The sequence below is a fragment of the Ochrobactrum sp. PL_is501 genome, from assembly GCF_055816895.1.
This window is the reverse complement of sequence record NZ_JBVPGR010000029.1, coordinates 58,917-81,266: the sequence shown is the minus strand read 5'-3', so window position 1 is coordinate 81,266 and position 22,350 is coordinate 58,917. Positions and strand designations below refer to the sequence as shown.

The following is a 22,350-nucleotide window of genomic DNA, read 5'->3' as shown; positions in this document are numbered from 1 at the left end:
TCATGAGATTGCTTTTTCTTGGTGATATGGTGGGCCGGTCGGGCCGCACCGCAGTATATGAAAAACTGCCAGGGCTGATTTCCGATCTGAAGCTGGATTTCGTCATCGTCAACGGCGAGAACGCCGCGGGCGGATTCGGCATTACCGAAGAGATTTTCCACGACACCATTCGGGCCGGCGCCGATGTGGTGACGACCGGTAACCACGTCTGGGATCAGCGCGAGGCGCTGGATTTCTCCCGCCGCGAAGATCGCTTCCTGCGCCCGGCAAATTTCCCGAAAGGCACAGCCGGAAAAGGCGAGGGACTTTATATCGCCAAAAACGGCGCGCGCGTTCTGGTGTCGAATGTGATGGGCCGCGTGTTCATGCATCCCGATCTCGACGATCCGTTCATCGCGGCCGAGAAAATTCTGGAAGCCTGTCCGCTCGGTGAGCAGGCCGATGCCGTCTTTTTCGATTTCCATGCCGAAGCGACGAGCGAAAAGCAGTGTTTCGGTCATTTTGTCGATGGTCGCGCCAGCGCGGTTGTCGGCACCCATACGCATGTGCCGACGGCAGATTGCCAGATATTGCGCAATGGCACCGCCTATATGTCGGATGCGGGCATGTGCGGCGATTATGATTCATCGCTCGGCATGGACAAGGAAGAGCCGCTCAACCGTTTCCTGTCGAAAGTGCCGAAAGGACGTTTCGAGGCGGCCAATGGTCCGGCGACTGTCTGCGGCGTCGGCATAGAGATTTCGGACCGTACAGGACTGGCCGAAAAGGCTGCTCCCTTGCGCATCGGTCCTCATCTGGAAGAAACTGTTCCGGCGTTCTGGCGATAACGTCTTATTTTCAGTTGAAGCATGATGTTATCTGCTGGCGGCCCTCTATTGTCGTCCGGCGGCTTTCTGCCCGTTGAACGGGCTTTTCGCGTTCCTATCTCCTTGCAACGAGTTTTTTTGCAAGGGGACGCCGCCTGATGGATTTTCTTACCGAGTATCTGGGATTTCTTTCGACCCCCGCCGGCTGGGCCGCGCTGGTTACGCTGGTGACGATGGAAGTCGTCCTCGGTATCGACAATCTGATCTTTATCTCGATCCTCACCAACAAGCTCCCCGCTTCGCAGCAGGCGCGTGCGCGGCGCATCGGTATCGGTGCGGCGCTCATTCTGCGTCTGGCGCTTCTTTTCACCATCTCGATCATCGTCCAGCTCAAGGACCCGATTTTCGAGGCGTTCGGTCACGGCTTCTCATGGCGCGACATCATCCTGATTGCCGGTGGCCTGTTTCTTGTCTGGAAGGCGACCAAGGAAATTCACCACACGGTCGATCCCGATGATGGCAAGGAAAATATCGGCGGCAAGGTGGCGCAGCTCACCATGGGCGCCGCCATCGTGCAGATTCTCATTCTCGATCTGGTTTTCTCGGTTGATTCGATCATCACCGCCGTCGGCATGACCGACGAGATCGCCATCATGGTCATTGCCGTGGTCGCAGCCGTCACCGTCATGCTGCTTGCAGCCGATCCGCTGTCGCGCTTCATCGCGGCCAACCCGACCATCGTCATGCTGGCGCTGGGTTTCCTGCTGATGATTGGCATGACGCTGATCGCCGACGGTTTCGGCTTCCATGTGCCGAAGGGCTATATCTATGCGGCCATGGGCTTTTCGGCGCTGGTCGAGGCGCTCAACATGCTGGCGCGGCGAAAGCGCAAGAGCCAGCAGTAAGGTTCTGCAAAAAGGCCACCCATCTCACGCAGGGTTGGGTGGCCTTGTTATTTTAACGCCGTGAAACTGGTCTGTTGTGGCAATTCGCGTGCAGAGGTCCGACCATTCGCAACCCTCGCAGGCTTTGCGCAATGTGCCTTTTGCAAATGCACGGCGCAACGCGGCAAGTCGCTCCGCGTCAAGATCGAATGCGTTTTGCGTGGAAAGCGTCTGGCCGAAAAGTTCGCCCACTGCCTCCATCGCAAGCCGGTCGCGTATCCGGACACTTGTTTCGTAGCAATGGCAATTGCCCTCGGCGCCCCCGCAGAGCAGGGGCGCACAGATGTCATCCGGGCCATCGACCAGAAAAATATCTTCTCCCTGGCTCAGCCGCCCGGCAATCGCGTCGTAGTTTTCCACGAAAGCCGGGCTGTAGCCCTTGCCGACATAAGTCAGCATGCAAAGAAGATGATGGCCACGCAGACGTATGGTCACCGGTTCGGTGCTGCCGCCTTGAGGATCGCAGCGCCAAGGGCCGACTTGATGAGGCCGCCGACGAGGAAGGGCGTCACGCCGAAGGCGATGGCCTTTTCGGCGCCGATGATGCTGGCGAGCCAGGCCGCGCCAATGGCAAGGCAGATCACATTGGCTGCAAGGAACGAAACAAAGGCGAGACCGACGCGATTACCGTTCCAGCCACGTTCTGCCAGATAGCCGGTGAGGGCAGCGATGATCGGGAAGGATACGAGATAGCCGGCGGTCGGGCCTGCAAAATGGGCGATGCCGCCCGCGCCGCCAGCCAGAACCGGCAGGCCCATCATGGCTTCACCGAGCCAGGCCAGAACCGTGGCCATGCCAAGACGCCAGCCATAGAGCGCGCCGATCAGCGGAACGATCAGGGTCTGCAGCGTGATCGGAACCGGGATCATCGGAACTTCGATCTGCGATGAGACAGCGAGAACCAGCGTGCCGAATGCAACGGCCGCAAGGCGCATTGCAGGGGAGCGGGCTTCCAGATTAAGCGGGCTGAAGGATGGGCGCGTCTGAGTGATGGTGGTCATGGTTTCCTCAAATTATAGATAAAATTGAGATTCGATCTATATCTTTTTAAAGCTCCTGACGATAAACGCAAGAGGCGGAACAAAAAGCACTCCGCGTTGCGGTGCAAGTTCTACGCAAAAGCCGATCCCGCCGCCTGAAATCTGCGTGCGGAATCGAAGTCGGTTAAGGCGGGGATTGCAGGGTGCGGTGGTGTCAGCCGACGATCGCAAACGAATCGCGCGTCTTGCCCGATGCTGTCTTGACCGGGCGGTGCCCGATCCATTGCACGTGCCGGGCGAGGATCGTGGCGGCGCTGTCGACATCGTTCTGGCGCAGCGCCTGCAATATGGCGCGATGGTCGTGGTCGGTACGGGCTTCCCATTCCGAACGCCATGTGGCGAAAAGAAACCGTGCGCTGGCGGCATGAAGATCATCGATGGCAGCGAGCAGGCGCGGCATTTTGCACGGTTCGAGGATGAGCCGGTGGAAGCGGCGGTTGGCATCTTCCCAGCTTCGAACGTCGCGAGACTTGTCGCCTTCCAGCGTTGCCTGTTCGGCAGCATCGAGCGTTGCCTGCGTGATGTGCGGTGCGGCATGGCGCAGCGCCAGAACCTCCAGCGCGGCCCGCATTTCTGCCACTTCCCTGATCTCGCTGATATCGAAGGACGCGACACGAACGCCGCGCCGCGGTTCAGACACAGCGAGGCCTTGAGCCTCAAGCCGCCGGAACGCTTCGCGGACCGGCACATGGCTGGTCTCGAATTCTTCGGCAATGTGATCCTGTCGCAGTTTTGTGCCGGGTTCGATCTCGCCCGCAATGATGCGGTCGGCAAGGATACGGCTGATGCGGGCTGCGATGGTTTCGCCGGGAGTGTTCTGGGCAAGCTGAATCATGAATTTATAGATAATCTGCTTTGTCGGGCGGGTCGAGCGATATTGCCTTTATTGACAGAGATTCGAGGGCAGCGGCGCTTTTGCTGGACGAATGGGCCTGAATTCCTTATAACGCGGCCATTCTGCACGGAAAGCACTGTGGCCCGACATGCGGCCCTTCTCTGCTTGATCTCTGTTTCATGCGTGACGCTTCCGTGCGCAGCATTTTAAACAGAACAGGGGTGCCATGGCCGGCCATTCACAGTTTAAGAATATCATGCACCGCAAGGGCCGTCAGGATGCGGTGCGGTCGAAAATGTTTTCCAAGCTCGGGCGCGAAATCACCGTCGCCGCCAAGCAGGGTTTGCCTGATCCTGCGATGAACCCGCGCCTGCGTCTGGCGATCCAGAACGCCAAGGCGCAGTCCATGCCGAAGGACAATATCGAACGCGCCATCAAGAAGGCCGCCGGCAATGACGGCGAGAATTACGATGAAGTGCGCTACGAGGGTCGCGGTCCGGGCGGCGTGTCGGTCATTGTCGAAGCGCTGACGGACAATCGCAACCGCACGGCATCCAACGTGCGCGCAGCCTTCACCAAGTCGGGCGGCGCACTGGGCGAAACCGGTTCGGTGTCCTTCATGTTCGACCGCGTTGGCGAAATCATCTACAAGGCCGCTGTCGGCGACGCCGACAAGGTCATGGAAGCGGCGATTGAAGCCGGTGCCGACGATGTGCAGTCCGGCGAAGAAGAACATGTCATCATCTGCGCCTTCGAGGATATCGGCGACGTGTCGAAGGCTCTGGAAGCTTCGCTCGGCGAAGCCGAATCGATCAAGACGATCTGGAAGCCGCAGACCAATACCGAGCTGGATGAGGAAAAGGCCCGTTCGGTTCTCAAGCTTCTCAACGTGCTTGAAGACGATGACGACGTGCAGAACGTCTACACCAACTTCGAAGTCAGCGACGAAGTCATGGAAAAGCTGAGCGCCTGATTTCTGACGCTCACGGATTTTCAAAACTCCCGGCTTGTCCGGGAGTTTTTTTTATGCTGGCTGGCAAATTTCAGGCAATAAAAAACCCCGCCGAAGCGGGGCTTTTTGAACTATGCAAACCGGATTAGATACCGAGATTGCCGAAACGGTTCTTGAACTTGGTAACGCGACCGCCGCGGTCGAGCAGGGTCTGCGAGCCGCCCGTCCAGGCCGGATGGGTGGTCGGGTCGATATCGAGGTTCATCGTATCGCCTTCCTTGCCCCAGGTCGAGCGGGTCATGTATTCGGTGCCATCGGTCATCACGACCTTGATGGTGTGGTAGTCGGGATGGATATTGGCTTTCATCTTCTCAATCCTGAAAGTCTGGGGTGAAAAGCGCAGCCTTGACTATCGAAACTGCGGCACTTTCGCCCAATGGCAGATATGAAGACCCATTACCTACCGGCAACGGCTTCCAAAAGGGTTGGCGAGCCTATACATCAGGCGCACGGCAATAACAAGGGCGCAAACACAAGAATGGCCGACCGGGATACTGAAATTGATATGAATCACGAATTGACTGCAGAAGAAAATCGCAAACGCCGCTCGCTGAAGCCGCTCAAGAGAATGGCGCCCTTCCTCGCGCCTTACAAGGGACTGGTTGCCGGTGCGCTCTTTTCGCTGGTGCTGGCTGCGGTGACAACCCTTGCCGTGCCGGTCGCGCTGCGGCGCATGATCGACCATGGATTTACCGGCTCGAATGCGATCTTCGTCAACAATTACTTCGGCATGCTGGTGGCGCTGGCGCTCATTCTGGCACTGGCTTCAGGCCTGCGTTACTTCTTCGTGATCTCACTTGGCGAGCGGGTGGTGGCAGACCTGCGCAATGCGGTCTTTTCACATGTGACGGCGCTTTCGCCGGAATTTTTCGACCGCTCGCAGTCGGGAGAAATCGTGTCGCGCCTCTCCTCCGACACGGTGCAGATCAAGTCCGTGGTTGGCGCTACGGCATCCGTGGCGCTGCGCAACATGATTCTGGGCGTCGGCGCGCTGGCGATGATGGTTGTCACGAGCCCAAAACTTTCCGCGCTGGTTATCGCGGCGATCCCGGTCATCGTTGTTCCCCTGATCGCCTTCGGACGCTCCGTGCGGCGGCGCTCGCGCATGACGCAGGACATGCTGGCGAGGGCCAATGCCTATGCCAGCGAACAGATTGGCGCGATGCGCACCTTGCAGGCGTTCACCAACGAGAAGATGGTGGTGGGGCGGTTTGGCAGCGCGGTGGAAAAATCTTTCCAGGCGGCGCGCTCCTCCATTCAGGCGCGGGCCATTCTGACGGCTTTCGCCATTTTCCTGATCTTTTCCAGTATCGTGGCCGTGCTGTGGTTCGGTTCGCGTGACGTGCTGGCCGGTACGATGTCCGCCGGCACGCTTGGCCAGTTCGTGCTTTATGCCGTGTTCGCAGGCAGTTCCTTCGGGGCTTTGTCGGAAGTGGGCGGTGAACTGGCGCAGGCCGCAGGCGCGACGGAGCGGCTTGTCGAGATTCTCGACGAACAGCCGGGTATTGCCGCGCCTCTGAAGCCGGTTGCCATGCCGGTGCCGCCGCGCGGCGAGATCGTGTTCGATTCAGTGCACTTCTCCTATCCGACGCGGCCTGACGCGCCGTCGCTGAACGGTGTCAGCTTCACGGTGAAGCCGGGTGAGACGGTTGCCATTGTCGGTCCGTCCGGCGCAGGCAAAAGCACGATCTTCTCGCTCGTCATGCGCTATTACGATCCGCAGTCGGGCAGGATACGGATCGATGGCGTGGCCTTGCCGGATGCCGATCCGCAGGCCGTTCGCGCGCGGATTGCAACCGTGCCGCAGGATGTGGCGATCTTCGCAACAAGCGTGCGCGAAAACATCGCCTTCGGCAGGCCGGGAGCGAGCGACGAGGAAATCGTCGCGGCGGCAAAGGCCGCCCTGGCGCATGATTTCATCATGGCGCTCGACAAGGGCTATGATACGGAAGTGGGCGAACGCGGCGTGACGCTTTCAGGCGGCCAGCGCCAACGTATCGCCATTGCGCGGGCAATCCTGCGTGCCGCGCCCATCCTGTTGCTCGATGAAGCTACATCGGCGCTCGATGCCGAAAGCGAAATGCTGGTGCAAAAGGCCCTCGACGGTCTGATGGCTGACCGTACGACGCTTGTCGTCGCGCATCGCCTTGCGACCGTGCTCAAGGCCGACCGCATCCTCGTGCTCGACCATGGCCGCATCGTTGAAGAGGGAACGCACCAAAGCCTTGTCGAGAAGGGCGGTATTTATGCCCGCCTCGCCAGGCTGCAATTCGATGCGGGCGCGGGAGCCTTTGCCATGAAATGACGGGAAAGGCTTTGCCTTCCCGTTCTCATCCTATCGTTCGGTCAGTTTCAGCTCGATGCGCCGGTTTTTGGCGCGGGCATCCGGCGTGTCGGAGGCGTCGAGCGGCTGATATTCCCCGAAGCCCGCGGCAACGAGCCGGTTGGCCGGGACGCCATTTGCAATCAGGAATTTGACCACTGCGGTAGCGCGGGCTGACGAAAGTTCCCAGTTGTCGCGGAAGCGTCCGGTGCCTGCCAGCGGCACGTTATCCGTGTGGCCATCGACGCGCAGCACCCAGTTGATGTCGTCGGGTATTTCCTGATTGAGCTGGTTGACCGCATCGGCGAGTTTCTTCATTTCGTCCTGACCGGCCGGATTGATATCCGCCGAACCTGTCGGGAACAGCACTTCCGACTGGAAGACGAAACGGTCGCCGACGATGCGGATGTTTTCCTTGTCCGACAGGATTTCACGCAGACGCCCGAAAAAGTCCGAGCGGTAGCGGTTCAGTTCCTGCACACGCTGTGCCAGAGCAACATTCAGGCGGCGACCGAGATCGGCGATCTTGGCATTCGATTCGCGGTCGCGGCTTTCAGAAGCATTGAGCGCATCTTCAAGCGCCGCGATCTGGCGGCGAAGCGCCGAAATCTGCTGGTTGAGCAATTCCACCTGGCTGAGCGCGCGAGCGCTGACCTGCTTTTCGGCATCCAGACTTTCGGACAGTTCACCGGCGCGCTTTTCAGCGGCGGCACCCGCTCCGCTACCTTCGTTCAACAGGCTTTGCAGGCGCGAGCGCTCGCTTTCGGCGGTGGAAAGCGACGCTTGCAGATTGGCGATGGTGTCCTGCATGTCCTGCGAATTGCTGCGCTCCAGCGACAGGAGCTGCGTCAGTTCCTGTATCTGGCTGTTGAGGCGCGCAAGAACGCTGTCCTTGTTGTTCACTTCCCGGCTGAGCAGAAATTGCGCCAGCACGAAGACGGTCAGCAGGAACATGATTGCCAGGAGCAGCGTCGTCAGCGCGTCAACGAAGCCCGGCCAGTAATCGACATGCCTTTGTGTGCGGCGGTTGCGGGCAAGAGCCATGGCGTCTTACTCCGGCTTGTCGCTGCGATTGTGCTGCCGCTCGCCGATGGCCTTGGTCAGGCGGTCGAGCGTATGGCGGATGGCCTTCTGCTCGTCCGCCTGTTTTTCCACCCAGTCACGCATGATCTGCTGTTCGTTGCGCATGTTCTTGACGAGGCCCTGTATGCCTTCGGCGAGATTGGCAAGAGCTGCAGTGGTGCGCTGGGTGGATGCATCGCCGCCATGCAGGTTTTGCAGCCGGTCGGCCAGAACGCGGATTTCTTCCGTGCCGCCATGATGATCGCCGGACAGGTCCGAACCAAGGTCAGTGACGGAGGAAAGCCAGTTTTCCAGTTCCGTATAGAAGCGGTTTTGCGCGCGGCCCGCCTGAAGATCGAGGAAGCCGAGGATCAGCGAACCCGAGAGACCGAACAGCGACGACGAAAATGCCGTGCCCATGCCGGAAAGCGGGGCCTGCAACCCGGCTTTCAGGGCATCGAGAACGTCGCCGGTGCTGCCAGAATTGGGGTCGAGGGTCTGGATGGTGCGCCCGATGGAGCCGACGGTTTCCAGAAGCCCCCAGAAGGTGCCGAGCAGGCCCAGAAACACCAGAAGCCCGATCAGATAGCGTGATATATCGCGGCTTTCATCAAGGCGTGTCGCTATGGAATCGAGAATCGAGCGCATGGATGCGGTGGAAAGCGCCATCGACTGGCGGCGGCCGATCAGGGCGCGCATCGGCGCAAGCAGGACGGGCGGTCGCGTGGTGTCGTCGCGGTCGCCCTCGCGGAAGGAATTGACCCAGCGGATTTCAGGCAGAAGCCTCAGCACCTGCCCGAAAGCGAGCAGAATGCCGACCAGCAGAACGCCGAGGATAAGCCCGTTGAGGCCGGGATTGGTGATGAAAAACGTATGGATCTGGCGCATCAGGACCGCAGCCAGAAAGGCGACGATGATGAGGAAGATCACCATGGAGAGAATGACGACACGCGGGCTCGACAGGCGGTAGGGGTCGTAATCGCGTTCCTCATCCAGACGTTCCCGGGAAAGTCTCAAATCGCTCATGCGTTGCGCTCCATGGTCGCGTGTGTGAACAGGAGCCTACTTCATTAATTCGTGAAGCGGAATCGTCTGGAGGGAAAAAATGAAGGCAAAAATGATTTGGGCCTCAAGCGCGCCGCTTTCATGCGACGCGCTGATTTGAAACGCCCGCAGTCAGAAATCAGATCGGCTTGTTGATCGTCTTCAGCAAGGCTTTCTGAATGATTTCATTGCCTGCAACGATGGTTTTGGTGCCGAAAATATCCTGTCCGCCCTTCTTGTCGGAGACAAAGCCACCGGCTTCGCGGATCAACAGCATGCCCGCGCCGAGATCCCAGGGATGCATGCCGTCTTCCCAGAAACCGTCGAGACGACCGCCTGCGACATAGGCCAGGTCGAGCGCGACAGCGCCCATACGGCGAATGCCTGCGGTTTCGGCCATGACGTTGCGCAGTTCGACCAGATAATGGCCGTGATGGCCGCGACCCAGATGCGGGATGCCCGTTCCGATGACGGAATCGACCAGCTTGTTGCGCGATGCGACGCGCAGGCGACGGTCGTTGAGGAATGCGCCACCACCGCGTTCTGCGGTGTAAAGCTCGTCCATGGCCGGATTGTAGATGACGCCGGCGACGATCTGTCCCTGGCGCTCAAGCGCGATGGAGACTGCGAAGACCGGAATGCCGTGCAGAAAATTCGTGGTGCCGTCGAGCGGATCGACCAGCCAGCGATGCTGTCCGTCCTTGGCTTCAACCTCGCCGGATTCTTCCATCAGGAAGCCATAATCCGGGCGGGCGCGGCTCAATTCCGTGTAGACGATCTTTTCAGCGCGTCGGTCTGCCTGGCTGACATAGTCGCCGGGGCCCTTGAGGGAAACCTGAAGATTTTGGACTTCGCCAAAATCGCGGGCGAGGCTGCGGCCGGCCTTCATAGCGGCCTGTACCATAACGTTGAGAAGGGCTGAGCGGGCCATTTCATTGTCCTTGTAAGCACGATCCCGAAGCGTGGATTTGGAGAGGGATCACGCAGTTAGTTAAAAAGAGAGGGCGAACATCCAGCCGCAAACATGGGCGGTGGACGGTCGGGGAATTGAGCGATCTGAGAAAGAACGGTCGCAAGGATGCGACATGCGGCGCCCCGTGGGACGCCGCAGCTATTGCGCGGTTCAGGCGCGGCTGACGTAGGTCAGTTCGTTGGTGTCGACGATCACGCGTTCGCCCGATTCGATGAATGGCGGAACGAGGATGCGGATACCGTTTTCAAGCACAGCCGGCTTGTAGGACGAGGCAGCGGTCTGGCCCTTGACGACCGGATCGGCTTCGGTGATGGCGAGCGTGACCTGGTCCGGCAGGCGAATGCCGATCGGCTTTTCTTCGTAAAGTTCGACGGTGACCATCATGCCGTCCTGCAGGAAGGCTGCGCGGTCGCCAACGAAATCCTTGGCCAGCTCAAGCTGTTCGTAGGATTCGGTGTCCATGAAGATCAGCGCTTCGCCCTGTTCGTAGAGGAACGAGAAATCCTTCTGTTCCAGACGAACGCGCTCGACGGTTTCAGCGGCGCGGAAACGTTCGTTGAGCTTGGTGCCGTTGATGAGGTTCTTCAGTTCGACCTGATTATAGGCGCCGCCCTTGCCGGGCTTGACGGCATTGGTCTTGACCGCAACCCACAGGCCGCCAGCATGTTCGATGACATTGCCGGGGCGGATTTCGTTACCATTGATCTTCATGAGCTTGATCCGGAATGAAAATGTGAAACCATGTGCGGTTCGGCGACGACGAAAAGGCAATCTCGAGAGATTGCGCACCTGCCCTATGTTCGAACCGCGATAATCGCGTCTCCAAGACCATAAAACTGCGTCTGACGCAAGCCTGACCACGAAAAGAGAGCAGGTCTGGCCTGATAATTCGCCCAAAATCAGCGGACGCGGAGACTGTTGGCGGTTTCGATAGCCTGCTTGATCTGGTCGTCAGCCAGTCCGTCCATCATGTCGTTGAGGTCCGGCGCGCGGAAACCGGCGCGCTGGGCGACGATATACCAGGCTGCCGCCTTGACCTGATCGCCCTCGGTGCCGATGCCGTCGCGATAGAGGCGGGCGAGCCACGCCTGCGCCATCACCATGCCGCGCTGCGCGCCCAATTGCATCCAGCCGAACCCCTGTTCATAATTGCGGTCGCCGCCGCGCCCTTCGATCAGCCAGCGGCCAAGGTCGAACTGCGCGGTGTCGTATCCTTGCGCGGCCGCGAGCAGGAGATAGACACGCGCCTTCTTGTCGTCGCGCGGGATAGTGGGGGTGCCATTGGCGTAAATCTGGCTGAGTGCATATTGAGCGTCGGCAAGCTTGGCCTCGGCTGCTTTCTCGAACCAGGGAAAGGCGAGATCGATGCCGGGTTTGCCCGGCGTCTTCACCATCAGCATCTGGCCGTAGTTGAACTGCGCCATGGCGTTGCCGCCCTCGGCAGCCTTCTTCATCAGCTCTTCGGCCTTGACGGGGTCCTTCCTGGTATAGGTGCCCTGAAGCAGAAGGGCGGCATAGCGGAACTGCGCCTCGACAACACCGTTATTGGCCGCTTTCTCATACCACTCCGCCGCCAGTTTCTGATTGGCGGGAATGCCAAGGCCGCGCGCATAAATTTCCGCGACGAGCGCCTGCGATGCCGGGTCGCCTTTTTCAGCCTGCGGCTTGGCCAGATTGAATGCGGTCAGATAAAGACCACGCTGAAACGCGCCGAAAGCCTCGTCTGCCGGCTTGTCGCCGAAACGGCTCGGATCGATGTGCGGCACCGGTTCCGTGGTTGCCGGTTGCGGCAGCATGACCGGCTTGGACGGCTTGTCGGCCTTCTTGCCCTGCTGGCTGCTTTTCTGACTGTGCGCAGGCTCGTTTGCTGCCGAGGCAGGCAGGACCGGCAGAGCGAATGTCAGAACAGCAGCGAGAAGAATTTCGTTCTTCATGGGCATCGGCAAGACCTTGACGAAGGGATCAGTTTTCAAAGCGCGGCGCTTGTTCATCAAGCAGCCGGTTGGCTTCGGCGACGGCTTTCGCCGGATCTTCCGCATCGAAGACGGCGCGTCCGAGCGCAACGAAATCCGCGCCGGTTTCGGCTGCGGGGATAATGCTTTCCAGCGCACTTCCGGCCTGCGCAATGCAGGGAATTTCCACCATCTGCGCCCACCATTCGGCCAGCGACAGGTTGCGCGGATGGGCGTCCGGCTTGTTGTCCGCACCGATCTTGCCGAAGAACACGTAATCGGGCTGCAATTCGCCGATTTCCATTGCGCCATGGCGGTCGCGCAGATTGCCGGTGCCGACAATCATCTTCGGCGTATGCTTTTCTATCGCCTCGGCCAGATCGGCGGCCTTGCCTTCGATGTGAATGCCGTCGGCCCCGACGCGGCCTGCGATGCGCGTATCATTGAGGATAAGCGCGGCAGCACCCTTTTCCTGAATGACGGGGATGGCCTTTTCGGCTGCGGCCTGAAAAGTGGCTTCGTCGAGATCGCCGGTGTCGAGAATGACGCTCGCAACGTCGCCGCCCGAGAGCGCAGCCGTCAAAAGCTTTGCGAGCGCCGCGCCGTCGGCAAGCGGGGGCGCAACCAGCACGATGCGGCAGCGGTCTGTTTCAGTCTGGTGAGCGGGCGTGTTCATGAACGAAGCCTAACGGGAAAAACGTGATGGAATTCGGGCAATAGAAGCACTGTGTTTACCGGAAACGGAAGCCGCGCTCTATCTATTTGTTTTGCCGCATTTATGCGACGCAACCGCGCTTCGGCAAGTATTCATTGGCTAAGCACCCTTCGGTCGGCGTCTGTCCGGGCTGGCATAATGTTATCCACTGGAACGAAAGTTGATCGGAACCAACCCGGTTCTGCTCGGATTTAAGCGTATATAACCCGCACTGAGATCGGGGCACTGGATGGCCCGACAAACGTGTGAAACCGTTCCGGATCACCCGTCCGGAAATGACACGAAGAAGATTGGAAAGCCTTGCAATCCCAAGTGCAGGTGCTTTCCGTCAATGACAGGTAGGCTGGTAATGAATATTGCGACCGCTGGAAAGGCGATGCCCGCACCGACCGTAAAAATGCGCGACACGCGCATTGACGTGTTTCGTGCGCTCGCGCTGCTGACGATCTTCATCAACCATGTGCCCGGCACGATCTACGAGCATCTTACACACAAGAATCTCGGCTTTTCCGATTCGGCAGAAGCCTTCGTGCTGATTTCCGGCATGGCCGTGGCTCTGGCCTATGGATCGAAGTTCGCTCCCGGCAGTCGCCTGCTTCTGTCGCTCAAGATGTGGCGCCGCGCCGGTGTGCTTTATACAACGCATATCATGACCACCATGGCGACCATCGCCATTTTCGCCGCCGCCGCAATCTTCCTCAAGCGTTCGGAATTGCTGACGCAGATCAACATCGCTCCGCTGGTCAAGCACCCGGTCGAGGCGCTGTTCGGCATCGTTACCATGGGCCACCAGCTCGGCTATAACAACATTCTGTCCATGTATGCCGTCATGCTGGTCCTCACGCCGATCCTGCTTCTCCTGGCGCGCGTCAGCCTGCCGCTGATGCTTGGCGTTTCCGGCACGGTGTGGTTTCTTTCGGGCCTCTATCATGTGGCACCCGTCAATTATCCGACTGAGGGCGTCTGGTTCCTCAATCCGCTGTCGTGGCAATTCCTGTTTGCGATCGGTATCGCAGGCGTGATGCATGTGCGTCGCGGCGGCGAACTGCCGAAGCATCCGCTGCTCATCGGCCTCGCCGTCGGCTATCTGGTGCTGGCGCTGGCGTGGGTGCGTATCCCGCTGTGGGGCATCGATGCATCGATGGGAATGCCGATGGTCATTACCGGCTTCGACAAGACCTTCCTGTCGGGTCCGCGCCTGCTGCACGTGCTGGCGATTGCCTATCTCATTGCCGTCGTTCCGACGCTGAACAACATTGCCCGCACCGCACCGGATAATCCGCTCGCCATTCTCGGCAAGCATTCGCTGCCGGTCTTCATTGCCGGTACGCTGCTGGCTATGGTTGCGCAGGTGATGAAGCTCGTGAATCCCGGCGGCCTGCCATATGATACGCTGCTGATCGCAACCGGCATCGTGATGCAGTTTGCGCTGGCCTATTATCTGGAATGGCTGCCGACCATCGGCTGGAGCAAGAAGGGAGCGCCCGCTACGGCAAAGCCCGCCGTGCCCGCTGCCGAACCGGTCAAGATGCAGCTTGCATCCGGCACCAAGCCTGCGATGCAGCGTTATTGAGCAGTGATAAGCCGCCCCGGTTCGGGCGGCTTTTCCTTGAGGGGAAGTGCTGTCCCGCGTGAGAATATCCACAGTGCGGAACCGAAATTAACCATTCATTAATCTTAACGGTGTTAAATGGTTTACATCCAGTTCGGCTGGATTCTTACCGAGTGGTTTAGCCACTCTGTTTGACGCCTCCCTGTTAAACTCCTGAGAGCCGCCCTTGCGGCTCTTTTTTTATGCGCTTTTTGCCGCGTCTTCATAAAAACCCGTCGAAAATATTAACCGAACGTTAAACATAAACTTGCGCGACCGTGCATGAAGGTGCAGTTTGTCGTGGACTTGTTTAGCGTAGCTGTTCCGTCTCAGCCTCCCCCATGGTCGAACAGCGGTTCAATGGTTTCATTCGTATCCGTCTGGAAAATCCCACAGGCGTATACGGCAACGGAATGGGCCGCCGATGCAGGCGGTCATGCAAGGTGGCAGAGCAGTGATTAGCGAACAGGGTCAGATGCCAAGCAATATGATCAGCCTCGCGGAGCGCATGGTCTTCTCGGATTCGTTCAAGCCGATCTATACGCAAGGCATGGATATGGTCGAGGAAGCGGCAAGCTATCTTGACGGCGAGGGCCGCGAGGATGCGCGCAACCTGTCGCGCGTCGCCGCGACGCTTTATGCCGCCGAATCGATGCGGCTGACCACGCGCCTCATGCAGATTGCCTCCTGGCTGCTGCTTCAGCGCGCGGCGCGCAGCGGAGAAATGTCCCGCCAGCAGGTTGCCGCCGAAAAGGCCAAGGTGCGCCTCGACACGCCGTCGGCGGGTGAGGCCGCGCAGGGCTGGTCCGAACTTCCCGTCGCATTCGTGGAACTGGTTGAGCGGTCCATGCGCCTGCAGGCCCGCGTGCGCCGCATGGACCGTGAGGTCTATGGCGAGGTGGTTTCGTTGCAAGGCGTCCCGCGCGGCAACCCGGTTTCCGAACAGATTGTGCTGTTAAAAACCGCTTTCGGCGCTTCATAACCATTGAACATATGCGCCCTTCGGGGCGCATGTTTCTCTTTTGTTCACTTTTCTGCTGTCAAGTGAATCCGTCTGAGGATAGGGTTCGCTTATGAAAGAAACGATTCGCATCATTGGTATCGATCCGGGCCTGCGCCGTACCGGCTGGGGCATTGTCGAATCGCTTGGCAATTCACTGCATTTCATCGGTTCGGGGACCGTAACCTCGAATGCCGAGATGGATCTCGCATCGCGCCTCTGCCAGCTTCATGAAGGGCTTTCCAAAGTCCTGCATGAATATATGCCGCACGAGGCGGCGGTCGAGCATACCTTCGTCAACAAGGACGCAACGGCGACATTGAAGCTTGGTCAGGCGCGCGGCATTGCGCTGCTGGCCCCGGCGCAGGCCGGACTGCCGGTTGCCGAATATGCGCCGAATGCCGTCAAGAAGGCGGTGATCGGCGTCGGCCATGGTGAGAAGCAGCAGATTCATATGATGGTGAAAGTGCTGATGCCGCGCGCATCCTTCGATACGAGCGATGCCGCCGATGCGCTTGCCATCGCCATTTGCCATGCGCATCACCGGCAGAGCATCGCCAGTGCGCGCCGGTTGCAACAACTTATCGCGTAGGTGGCCATGATCGGTAAACTCAAGGGTGTGATCGATGAAATCGCCGAGGATCATGTCGTCATCGACGTGCATGGCGTCGGTTATGTCGCTTTTTGCTCGGCGCGCACGCTGGGCAATCTGGGTGGCGCAGGCGAGGCGGCGGTGTTGTTCATCGAAACCTATGTCCGCGAGGACATGATCCGCCTTTACGGGTTTGCCAGTCAGCTTGAGCGCGAATGGTTCCGCCTGTTGCAGAGCGTGCAGGGCGTCGGCGCGAAAGTGGCGCTTGCCGTGCTTGGCACGCTGTCGCCGTCGGAACTCGCCAATGCAATTGCGCTGCGCGACATTGCCATGGTGTCGCGCGCGCCGGGCGTCGGCAAGAAAGTGGCGGAGCGCATCGTCACGGAATTGAAGAACAAGGCTCCTGCCTTTGCCGGTGATGCGAGCGGCACGATCGGGCTCAAGCAGGAACTTGGTGCAGGCGCTGCACCGGCGCCGGTGGCTGACGCGGTATCTGCGCTTTCCAATCTTGGTTATTCACGCGATCAGGCTGCCAATGCGGTTGCCGCTGCGCTGAAAGAGGCGGGCGAGGATGCCGATTCGGCAAAGCTCATCCGGTTGGGTTTGAAGGAACTTTCCCGATGATGGACTGCCGGGCGAGAGACTTGCCTGAACGATATGTTCATGCGAGGAGGAAGGCATGAGCGACCGCAACCCTCTCATTGATGCAGATAGACGCGTAGACGAAGACAATACGCTGCGCCCGCAGACGCTCGACGATTTCGTCGGCCAGGCGGCGGCGCGCGCCAATCTGAAAGTGTTTATCGAAGCGGCCAAGGTGCGCGGCGAGGCGCTGGACCATGTGCTGTTCGTTGGCCCTCCCGGTCTCGGCAAGACGACGCTGGCGCAGATCATGGCCAAGGAACTCGGCGTCAATTTCCGCTCCACCTCCGGCCCGGTCATCGCCAAGGCGGGCGATCTGGCGGCGCTGCTCACCAATCTCGAAGAGCGTGACGTGCTTTTCATCGACGAAATTCATCGCCTGAGCCCGGCAGTGGAAGAAATTCTCTATCCGGCGATGGAGGATTTCCAGCTCGACCTCATCATCGGTGAGGGACCGGCGGCGCGCTCCGTCAAGATCGATCTGGCCAAGTTCACGCTGGTTGCGGCAACGACCCGTCTGGGCCTCCTGACCACGCCGCTGCGTGACCGCTTCGGCATTCCGGTGCGGCTCAACTTCTATACGGTCGAGGAACTGGAATATATCGTGCGGCGCGGCGCGCGCATCATGCAGATGGGCATTTCGCCGGATGGCGCGGTGGAAGTTGCCCGCCGTTCACGTGGTACGCCGCGCATTGCCGGACGGCTGTTGCGCCGCGTTCGCGATTTCGCGCTGGTCGCAGGCGCTGATGTCATCGATCGCAAGATCGCCGATGAGGCGCTGTCGCGTCTGGAAGTGGACAATCGCGGGCTGGACCAGCTCGACCGGCGTTATCTCAACATCATCGCGCGCAATTTCGGCGGCGGTCCGGTGGGTATTGAAACAATCGCTGCCGGCCTGTCCGAGCCGCGTGACGCGATTGAAGACATTATCGAACCCTATCTGATCCAGCAGGGTTTCCTGCAGCGCACGCCGCGTGGCCGGGTGCTCACGGCTGTCGCCTGGCAGCATCTGGGACTGCCTGCGCCCGCTGAAATCATCCAGCAGTCGCAATACGGCCTCTTCATGGAAGACGAATGACCGACAAGCAGCAACAGGCCGTATCCGGCGAAATCAAAGACGGCGCGCATCTTCTTTATGCCCGCATCTATTATGCCGATACGGATTTTTCCGGCTTCGTCTATCACGGCCGTTATCTGGAATTCTATGAGCGTGGACGCACGGACTTCCTGCGCTTGCAGGATGTTCACCATATCGAGCTGGCCGAAGGCGCGCTCGGCGAAGAAATGGTCTGGGTCGTTCGCCGCATGGAGATCGACTATAAATCGCCCGCGAAGATGGACGACCTCATTCTGATCGAAACCCGCGTCAGCGAAATTCGCGGCGCGCGGGTCATCATGGCGCAGAAGATCACCTGCGAGGGCCGCCTGCTTTCGGAAGCGAGGGTTGAAGCCGTCATGATAACCAAGGCAGGTCATCCGCGCCGCATTCCCGATGAATGGCGGGAAGCTTTTACCGGTTCCTGAGCGGTTCCCACTTTTTTAGGATGGATGCAAACGCTAACGCATCTTTAACCATAATATCCCATTAATCACCCTGACGGAATCGGTTGAGAGGCTGGCTTGAAGCGCAGCGCCTTCCTTTCACCAAAATTAACCGTAACAAGCGCCCGATGGATTTAAAGTTGAAATCCGGGATGGCGGTTGCGGTGCGAAGTGTCGGCCGCTCGTCGGGCAGGTACGGCTTCACGTTGAAAAGCTGCGCAAGGTTAGAGTGTCTGTTTTCAGACGCTGGGTAACGGATTTGCGATACCGCCCGGTCAAGTGGCCGGGCGTTTGGATTCGAGGACGGTAGATCGATGGAAAATGTTGCGTTAGCGGCCCCCGCCGCCGATGTTACCCTCTGGGGCCTGTTCATGCAGGCGAACTGGGTCGTCAAGCTGGTTATGCTTGGCCTGTTGTTCGCCTCGATCTGGACCTGGGCTATCATCGTGGACAAGACGATTGCCTACGGACGTGCGCGGCGCGCGATTGATCGCTTCGAGCAGACGTTCTGGTCCGGCCAGTCGCTGGAAGAACTTTATCGCAATCTCGGCGAACGCCGCACCACCGGCATGGCATCCATCTTCATGGCCGCGATGCGCGAGTGGAAGAAATCATTCGAAAAGGGCGCCCGCTCCCCCATCGGTCTCCAGATGCGCATCGACAAGGCCATGGATGTCGCGCTGGCGCGTGAAAGCGAAAAGCTGGAATCGCGACTGGGCTTTCTGGCGACCATCGGTTCTGCTGCTCCCTTCATCGGCCTGTTCGGCACGGTTGTCGGCATCATGACCTCGTTCCAGGCCATCGCCGCTTCCAAGAACACCAGCCTTGCCGTCGTTGCGCCGGGTATCGCCGAAGCGCTTCTGGCGACGGCCATCGGCCTTCTCGCCGCTATTCCTGCCGTTATCGCCTACAACAAGCTGTCTGCGGATGCGGGCAAGATCGGCGGGCGGCTGGAAGGTTTTGCGGACGAGTTTTCCGCCATACTGTCGCGCCAAATTGATGAGAAGCTGACGCCGCGTAATTAAGCGGCATCAAGCATCGAGTGTAGTTTCAGCCTTCGGGAATCTTGCAATGGGCATGTCGGTCGGAAATCAGGGAATGCAGTCGGGCGGACGCCGCAGGCGCGGCCGCAAGAAGGCGCTCATGAGCGAAATCAACGTGACGCCGTTCGTCGACGTGATGCTCGTTCTCCTCATCATCTTCATGGTTTCCGCGCCGCTTCTGACGGTTGGCGTCCCGATTGACCTGCCCGATACGCAGGCCAAGGCCATGAATGCCGACACGCAGCCGATCACCGTTTCGGTCAACAGCGAGGGCAAGATCTACCTGCAGGAAACCGAAATCCCCATCGAAGAAGTGGTGCCGAAACTCCAGGCCATCGCCAAGACGGGCTATGAGGAGCGCATTTTCGTGCGCGGTGACAAGGCTGCCGATTACGGCACCGTCATGAAAGTCATGGCCCGCATTTCCGCCGCCGGTTTCAAGAATATCGGCCTTGTGACCCTCCAGGAGCAGGATAGCTGACGCCATCATGAAGGCTGGCCTGACATCTTCTGTTGCCTTGCATGCCGTTGCGGTTGCGCTGGCAGTGGTTTCGTTTTCCTCGCCGAAGGCTTTCGACGTGCAGGATTCGGAGTCATTTCCGGTCGATATCGTACCGATCGAGTCGATAACCCAAATCCAGCAGGGCGACAAAAAAGCGCCCATGAAGGAAAAATCCGCGCCGATCCCGACGACGAAGCCGCAAACCGTTCCCGACGCCCAGAATGTCGGCGATCAGGACGTGGACACCACGACGCCCCCGAAGCCCGATCCAAAGGCGAAACCGATTGAGGCGGCCGAGGAGCCGAAGGCGCAGCCGGAACCGGTGAAAAAGCCGGAGCCGAAGCCTGATCCCAAGCCGGAACCGAAGCCCGAGGAAAAGCCGACGCCCGTTCCCGCGACCGAAGTTCAGACCAAACCCGAACCGAAGCAGGAAGTGAAGCCTGACCCGGTCGCCGAGGCCATCGAAAAGCAGGCTGAAGCACCGGATGCCGAGGCGCCGAAGCTGCCGGACAAGGTGCCTGCACCGGAGGCAAAGCCGAAACCGCCGCAGGCGCAGACCGCCAAGACCAACGAGCGCAAGCAGCCGGAAGAAAAGAAGAAGACGCAAAGCGCCTCGCAGACTTCGCAGTCGAAAAATGATGCGATTGCCGATGAGGTCGCAGCCCTTCTCAACAAGCAGAAGGCGTCCGGTGGCGGCGCCAAGCGTTCCACCGATCAGGCATCGCTGGGCGGCAAGAAGAATACCGGCGGCTCCAAGCTCAGCCAGAGCGAAATGGACGCGCTGCGCGGTGCGATTTCGAAGTGCTGGAACGTTCCCGCCGGTGTGGCGGACGCGCCGGGACTGGTCGTGACCGTCAAGATGAAGCTCAACCAGGATGGCTCCATTCAGGGCGTTCCGGAAGTGACATCGGGCGGCGGCGGTGATGGTGTGGGTCGTGCAGCAGCCGAGAGCGCCAAGCGCGCTGTCGCACGCTGCGCACCGTACAATCTGCCAGTCGACAAATATGATACATGGTCGGAAGTGATCGTCACTTTCGACCCGAGCGAAATGTTCTGACCGGGTTTCCGGTCGCCAACCAAACTTACTTGCCAAGGACAAAGAGGTCCCAGAAGACATGAAAATCGGCATCATCAATACAAAGATCCGGACGGTCTTTTCGGCTTTCGCGTGTATGATTGCCGCAAGCCTTGTCTGCACTATGCCGGCGCGCGCCGTCGTGGAAATCAACATCAACAAGGGTGTGATCGAGCCGCTGCCGATCGCCATCACCGATTTCCTTTCGGCCGACCAGCTCGGGCCGAATATCACCTCGGTCATCGCGGCCGATCTTGAGCGGTCTGGCCTGTTCGCGCCGATCGACAAGGGCGCCTTCATCGAGAAGATTTCCAATCCGGACGCGGCTCCGCGTTTCGAGGACTGGAAGGTCATCAACGCGCAGGCGCTGGTCACGGGCCGCATCACCAAGCAGCCGGATGGCCGTCTCAAGGCCGAGTTCCGCCTGTGGGATACGTTCGGCGGCCAGCAGATGATCGGCCAGCAGTTCTTCACCACGCCGGACAACTGGCGCCGCGTCGCGCATATCATCGCTGACGCCATCTATGAGCGCCTGACCGGTGAAAAGGGCTATTTCGATACGCGCGTCGTTTTCGTGGATGAATCCGGCCCGGCACAGAAGCGCGTGAAGCGTCTGGCCATCATGGATCAGGATGGCGCCAATGTGCGTTACATTTCGGACGGCCGCTCCATTTCGCTGACGCCGCGTTTCTCGCCGAACCGTCAGGAAGTCACCTATATGTCGTATGAAGGCGGCTCGCCGAAAGTGTATCTGCTGCAGCTCGAAACGGGCCAGCGCGAGCTTGTCGGCAACTTCCCCGGCATGACGATTGCCCCGCGCTTCTCGCCGGATGGCCAGAAAGTGGTGATGAGCCTGCTTCAGGACGACGGCAGCGCCAATATCTATTCGATGGACCTGCGCAATCGTTCGACCACGCGCCTGACCAACAGCCAGGCGATCGATACGAGCGCGTCCTATTCGCCGGACGGTTCGCAGATCGTTTTCTCCTCCGACCGGGGCGGGCGTCCGCAGCTTTATGTCATGGGTGCCGATGGCTCCAATCCCCGCCGCATCTCGATGGGCGACGGCAGCTATAACACGCCGGTCTGGTCTCCGCGCGGCGATCTCATCGCCTTCACCAAGCAGTCGCAGGGCCAGTTCTCCATCGGCGTGATGAAGACGGACGGTTCGGGCGAACGCCTCTTGACCTCCGGCTTCCACAATGAAGGTCCGACCTGGGCACCGAACGGCCGCGTTCTGATGTTCTTCCGCAAGGCAGCCGGTGCCGGTGGCCCGAAACTCTTCACCATCGACCTGACGGGCCGCAACGAACGCCAGATCCAGACGCCGAACTTCTCGTCCGACCCGGCATGGTCGCCGCTGCTCGAATAGATTTGCGCAAAGCGTTGCCAAAGTCGAAGGCGCGAAGCTTCGGTTTCGCGCCTTTTTTATGCTGGAGCGGCTCCCGTTGAACCGGAATCGGAGAACCGCTTTGTTGTTTTATCGCATTATCCTCACGTATCGAAGCGGGATCAGAAATCAGTCCAGTGGACTGATTTCGCCGCGCAGGCGCTTCGCAGTTTTGCTGGAAATGCTAAATTTGCCACAATCCTTGCCCGAAAGCCGTGTTTCTGCCGCATTTTGCCGCCAAGGGCTGGGACAGCAGGAATTCATTAA

The 22,350-nt window shown here is 59.5% G+C and carries 24 protein-coding genes; 14 read left to right on the top strand and 10 right to left on the bottom strand.

The features are described 5' to 3' along the window. Positions 1–2: 2 nt before the first annotated feature. Positions 3–827 carry a TIGR00282 family metallophosphoesterase gene (locus tag AC0TOF_RS04330; RefSeq protein ID WP_122000324.1) on the top strand — a complete coding sequence of 275 codons (825 nt, stop codon included), beginning with the start codon at positions 3–5 and terminating at the stop codon, positions 825–827. Positions 828–964: 137 nt separating this feature from the next. Then, positions 965–1,711 (top strand): TerC family protein, encoded by a 747-nt coding sequence (locus AC0TOF_RS04325; protein WP_473767334.1) that lies wholly within the window; start codon positions 965–967, stop codon positions 1,709–1,711. Between the two features lie 24 nt (positions 1,712–1,735). On the opposite strand, the gene AC0TOF_RS04320 is transcribed toward AC0TOF_RS04325, so the two are convergent. The 3 genes from AC0TOF_RS04320 to AC0TOF_RS04310 all read right to left on the bottom strand — a co-directional run bounded on the left by AC0TOF_RS04320 (position 1,736) and on the right by AC0TOF_RS04310 (position 3,625). Beyond that, positions 1,736–2,185: a DUF1284 domain-containing protein gene (locus AC0TOF_RS04320; RefSeq protein WP_473767333.1), complete on the bottom strand. Its 450-nt coding sequence runs from the start codon at positions 2,183–2,185 to the stop codon at positions 1,736–1,738. Continuing rightward, positions 2,182–2,751: a biotin transporter BioY gene (locus tag AC0TOF_RS04315; RefSeq protein WP_473767332.1), complete on the bottom strand. Its 570-nt coding sequence runs from the start codon at positions 2,749–2,751 to the stop codon at positions 2,182–2,184. Before AC0TOF_RS04315 ends, AC0TOF_RS04320 begins: the two co-directional genes overlap by 4 nt. A 193-nt stretch (positions 2,752–2,944) precedes the next feature. Beyond that, entirely contained in the window at positions 2,945–3,625 is a 681-nt protein-coding gene (locus AC0TOF_RS04310; RefSeq protein ID WP_122000328.1) for a GntR family transcriptional regulator, read from the bottom strand. 226 nt (positions 3,626–3,851) lie between these two features. On the opposite strand from AC0TOF_RS04310, the gene AC0TOF_RS04305 reads away from it, so the two are divergent. Then, complete coding sequence (locus tag AC0TOF_RS04305) at positions 3,852–4,598, top strand: YebC/PmpR family DNA-binding transcriptional regulator (protein ID WP_122000329.1); 747 nt, start codon at positions 3,852–3,854, stop codon at positions 4,596–4,598. Positions 4,599–4,722: 124 nt separating this feature from the next. On the opposite strand, the gene rpmE is transcribed toward AC0TOF_RS04305, so the two are convergent. Beyond that, positions 4,723–4,944, bottom strand: a complete 222-nt coding sequence (rpmE, locus tag AC0TOF_RS04300) for a 50S ribosomal protein L31 (RefSeq protein ID WP_002964804.1) — start codon at positions 4,942–4,944, stop codon at positions 4,723–4,725. 69 nt (positions 4,945–5,013) lie between these two features. Here rpmE and AC0TOF_RS04295 point away from each other — a divergent pair, with 69 nt between their 5' ends. Beyond that, entirely contained in the window at positions 5,014–6,942 is a 1,929-nt protein-coding gene (locus AC0TOF_RS04295; RefSeq protein ID WP_473767331.1) for an ABC transporter transmembrane domain-containing protein, read from the top strand. Between the two features lie 30 nt (positions 6,943–6,972). On the opposite strand, the gene AC0TOF_RS04290 is transcribed toward AC0TOF_RS04295, so the two are convergent. The 6 genes from AC0TOF_RS04290 to AC0TOF_RS04265 all read right to left on the bottom strand — a co-directional run bounded on the left by AC0TOF_RS04290 (position 6,973) and on the right by AC0TOF_RS04265 (position 12,667). Then, the gene (locus AC0TOF_RS04290) at positions 6,973–8,004 is read right to left on the bottom strand and encodes a peptidoglycan -binding protein (RefSeq protein ID WP_122000331.1); all 1,032 of its coding nucleotides are present in this window, start codon (positions 8,002–8,004) and stop codon (positions 6,973–6,975) included. Positions 8,005–8,010: 6 nt separating this feature from the next. Next, positions 8,011–9,048, bottom strand: coding sequence for a flagellar motor protein MotA (locus tag AC0TOF_RS04285; protein ID WP_473767330.1), 1,038 nt, complete (start codon positions 9,046–9,048; stop codon positions 8,011–8,013). A 157-nt stretch (positions 9,049–9,205) separates the two neighbouring features. Then, positions 9,206–9,997, bottom strand: coding sequence for an inositol monophosphatase family protein (locus AC0TOF_RS04280; protein ID WP_473767329.1), 792 nt, complete (start codon positions 9,995–9,997; stop codon positions 9,206–9,208). A 192-nt stretch (positions 9,998–10,189) separates the two neighbouring features. Further along, on the bottom strand, positions 10,190–10,750 hold the full coding sequence (gene efp, locus AC0TOF_RS04275) for an elongation factor P (RefSeq protein ID WP_122000334.1): 561 nt from the start codon (positions 10,748–10,750) through the stop codon (positions 10,190–10,192). A 188-nt stretch (positions 10,751–10,938) separates the two neighbouring features. Further along, complete coding sequence (locus AC0TOF_RS04270; protein ID WP_473767406.1) at positions 10,939–11,973, bottom strand: tetratricopeptide repeat protein; 1,035 nt, start codon at positions 11,971–11,973, stop codon at positions 10,939–10,941. Between the two features lie 28 nt (positions 11,974–12,001). Next, positions 12,002–12,667 (bottom strand): thiamine phosphate synthase, encoded by a 666-nt coding sequence (locus AC0TOF_RS04265; protein WP_122000335.1) that lies wholly within the window; start codon positions 12,665–12,667, stop codon positions 12,002–12,004. 415 nt (positions 12,668–13,082) lie between these two features. Between AC0TOF_RS04265 and AC0TOF_RS04260 the strand changes: the two genes are divergently transcribed. The 10 genes from AC0TOF_RS04260 to tolB all read left to right on the top strand — a co-directional run bounded on the left by AC0TOF_RS04260 (position 13,083) and on the right by tolB (position 22,065). After that, on the top strand, positions 13,083–14,279 hold the full coding sequence (locus AC0TOF_RS04260; RefSeq protein ID WP_473767405.1) for an OpgC family protein: 1,197 nt from the start codon (positions 13,083–13,085) through the stop codon (positions 14,277–14,279). Positions 14,280–14,772: 493 nt separating this feature from the next. Continuing rightward, positions 14,773–15,279: a protease adaptor protein RcdA gene (rcdA, locus tag AC0TOF_RS04255; protein ID WP_473767404.1), complete on the top strand. Its 507-nt coding sequence runs from the start codon at positions 14,773–14,775 to the stop codon at positions 15,277–15,279. A 91-nt stretch (positions 15,280–15,370) separates the two neighbouring features. Then, positions 15,371–15,889: a crossover junction endodeoxyribonuclease RuvC gene (gene ruvC, locus AC0TOF_RS04250; RefSeq protein ID WP_010661380.1), complete on the top strand. Its 519-nt coding sequence runs from the start codon at positions 15,371–15,373 to the stop codon at positions 15,887–15,889. A gap of 6 nt (positions 15,890–15,895) precedes the next feature. Then, positions 15,896–16,513, top strand: a complete 618-nt coding sequence (ruvA, locus tag AC0TOF_RS04245; protein ID WP_473767328.1) for a Holliday junction branch migration protein RuvA — start codon at positions 15,896–15,898, stop codon at positions 16,511–16,513. A 55-nt stretch (positions 16,514–16,568) separates the two neighbouring features. Continuing rightward, positions 16,569–17,609 carry a Holliday junction branch migration DNA helicase RuvB gene (gene ruvB / locus AC0TOF_RS04240; protein WP_411505937.1) on the top strand — a complete coding sequence of 347 codons (1,041 nt, stop codon included), beginning with the start codon at positions 16,569–16,571 and terminating at the stop codon, positions 17,607–17,609. Beyond that, positions 17,606–18,055 carry a YbgC/FadM family acyl-CoA thioesterase gene (locus AC0TOF_RS04235; RefSeq protein ID WP_473767327.1) on the top strand — a complete coding sequence of 150 codons (450 nt, stop codon included), beginning with the start codon at positions 17,606–17,608 and terminating at the stop codon, positions 18,053–18,055. The genes ruvB and AC0TOF_RS04235 overlap by 4 nt, the downstream gene beginning before the upstream one ends. A gap of 332 nt (positions 18,056–18,387) precedes the next feature. Further along, positions 18,388–19,098 (top strand): protein TolQ, encoded by a 711-nt coding sequence (tolQ, locus tag AC0TOF_RS04230; protein ID WP_121983322.1) that lies wholly within the window; start codon positions 18,388–18,390, stop codon positions 19,096–19,098. Positions 19,099–19,144: 46 nt separating this feature from the next. After that, positions 19,145–19,597, top strand: a complete 453-nt coding sequence (gene tolR, locus AC0TOF_RS04225; protein ID WP_006467713.1) for a protein TolR — start codon at positions 19,145–19,147, stop codon at positions 19,595–19,597. Between the two features lie 7 nt (positions 19,598–19,604). Continuing rightward, on the top strand, positions 19,605–20,675 hold the full coding sequence (locus tag AC0TOF_RS04220) for a hypothetical protein (protein WP_473767326.1): 1,071 nt from the start codon (positions 19,605–19,607) through the stop codon (positions 20,673–20,675). Positions 20,676–20,733: 58 nt separating this feature from the next. Then, a complete protein-coding gene (tolB, locus tag AC0TOF_RS04215; protein WP_122000339.1) occupies positions 20,734–22,065 on the top strand; it encodes a Tol-Pal system beta propeller repeat protein TolB in 1,332 nt (443 codons plus the stop codon). Positions 22,066–22,350 lie beyond the last annotated feature (285 nt).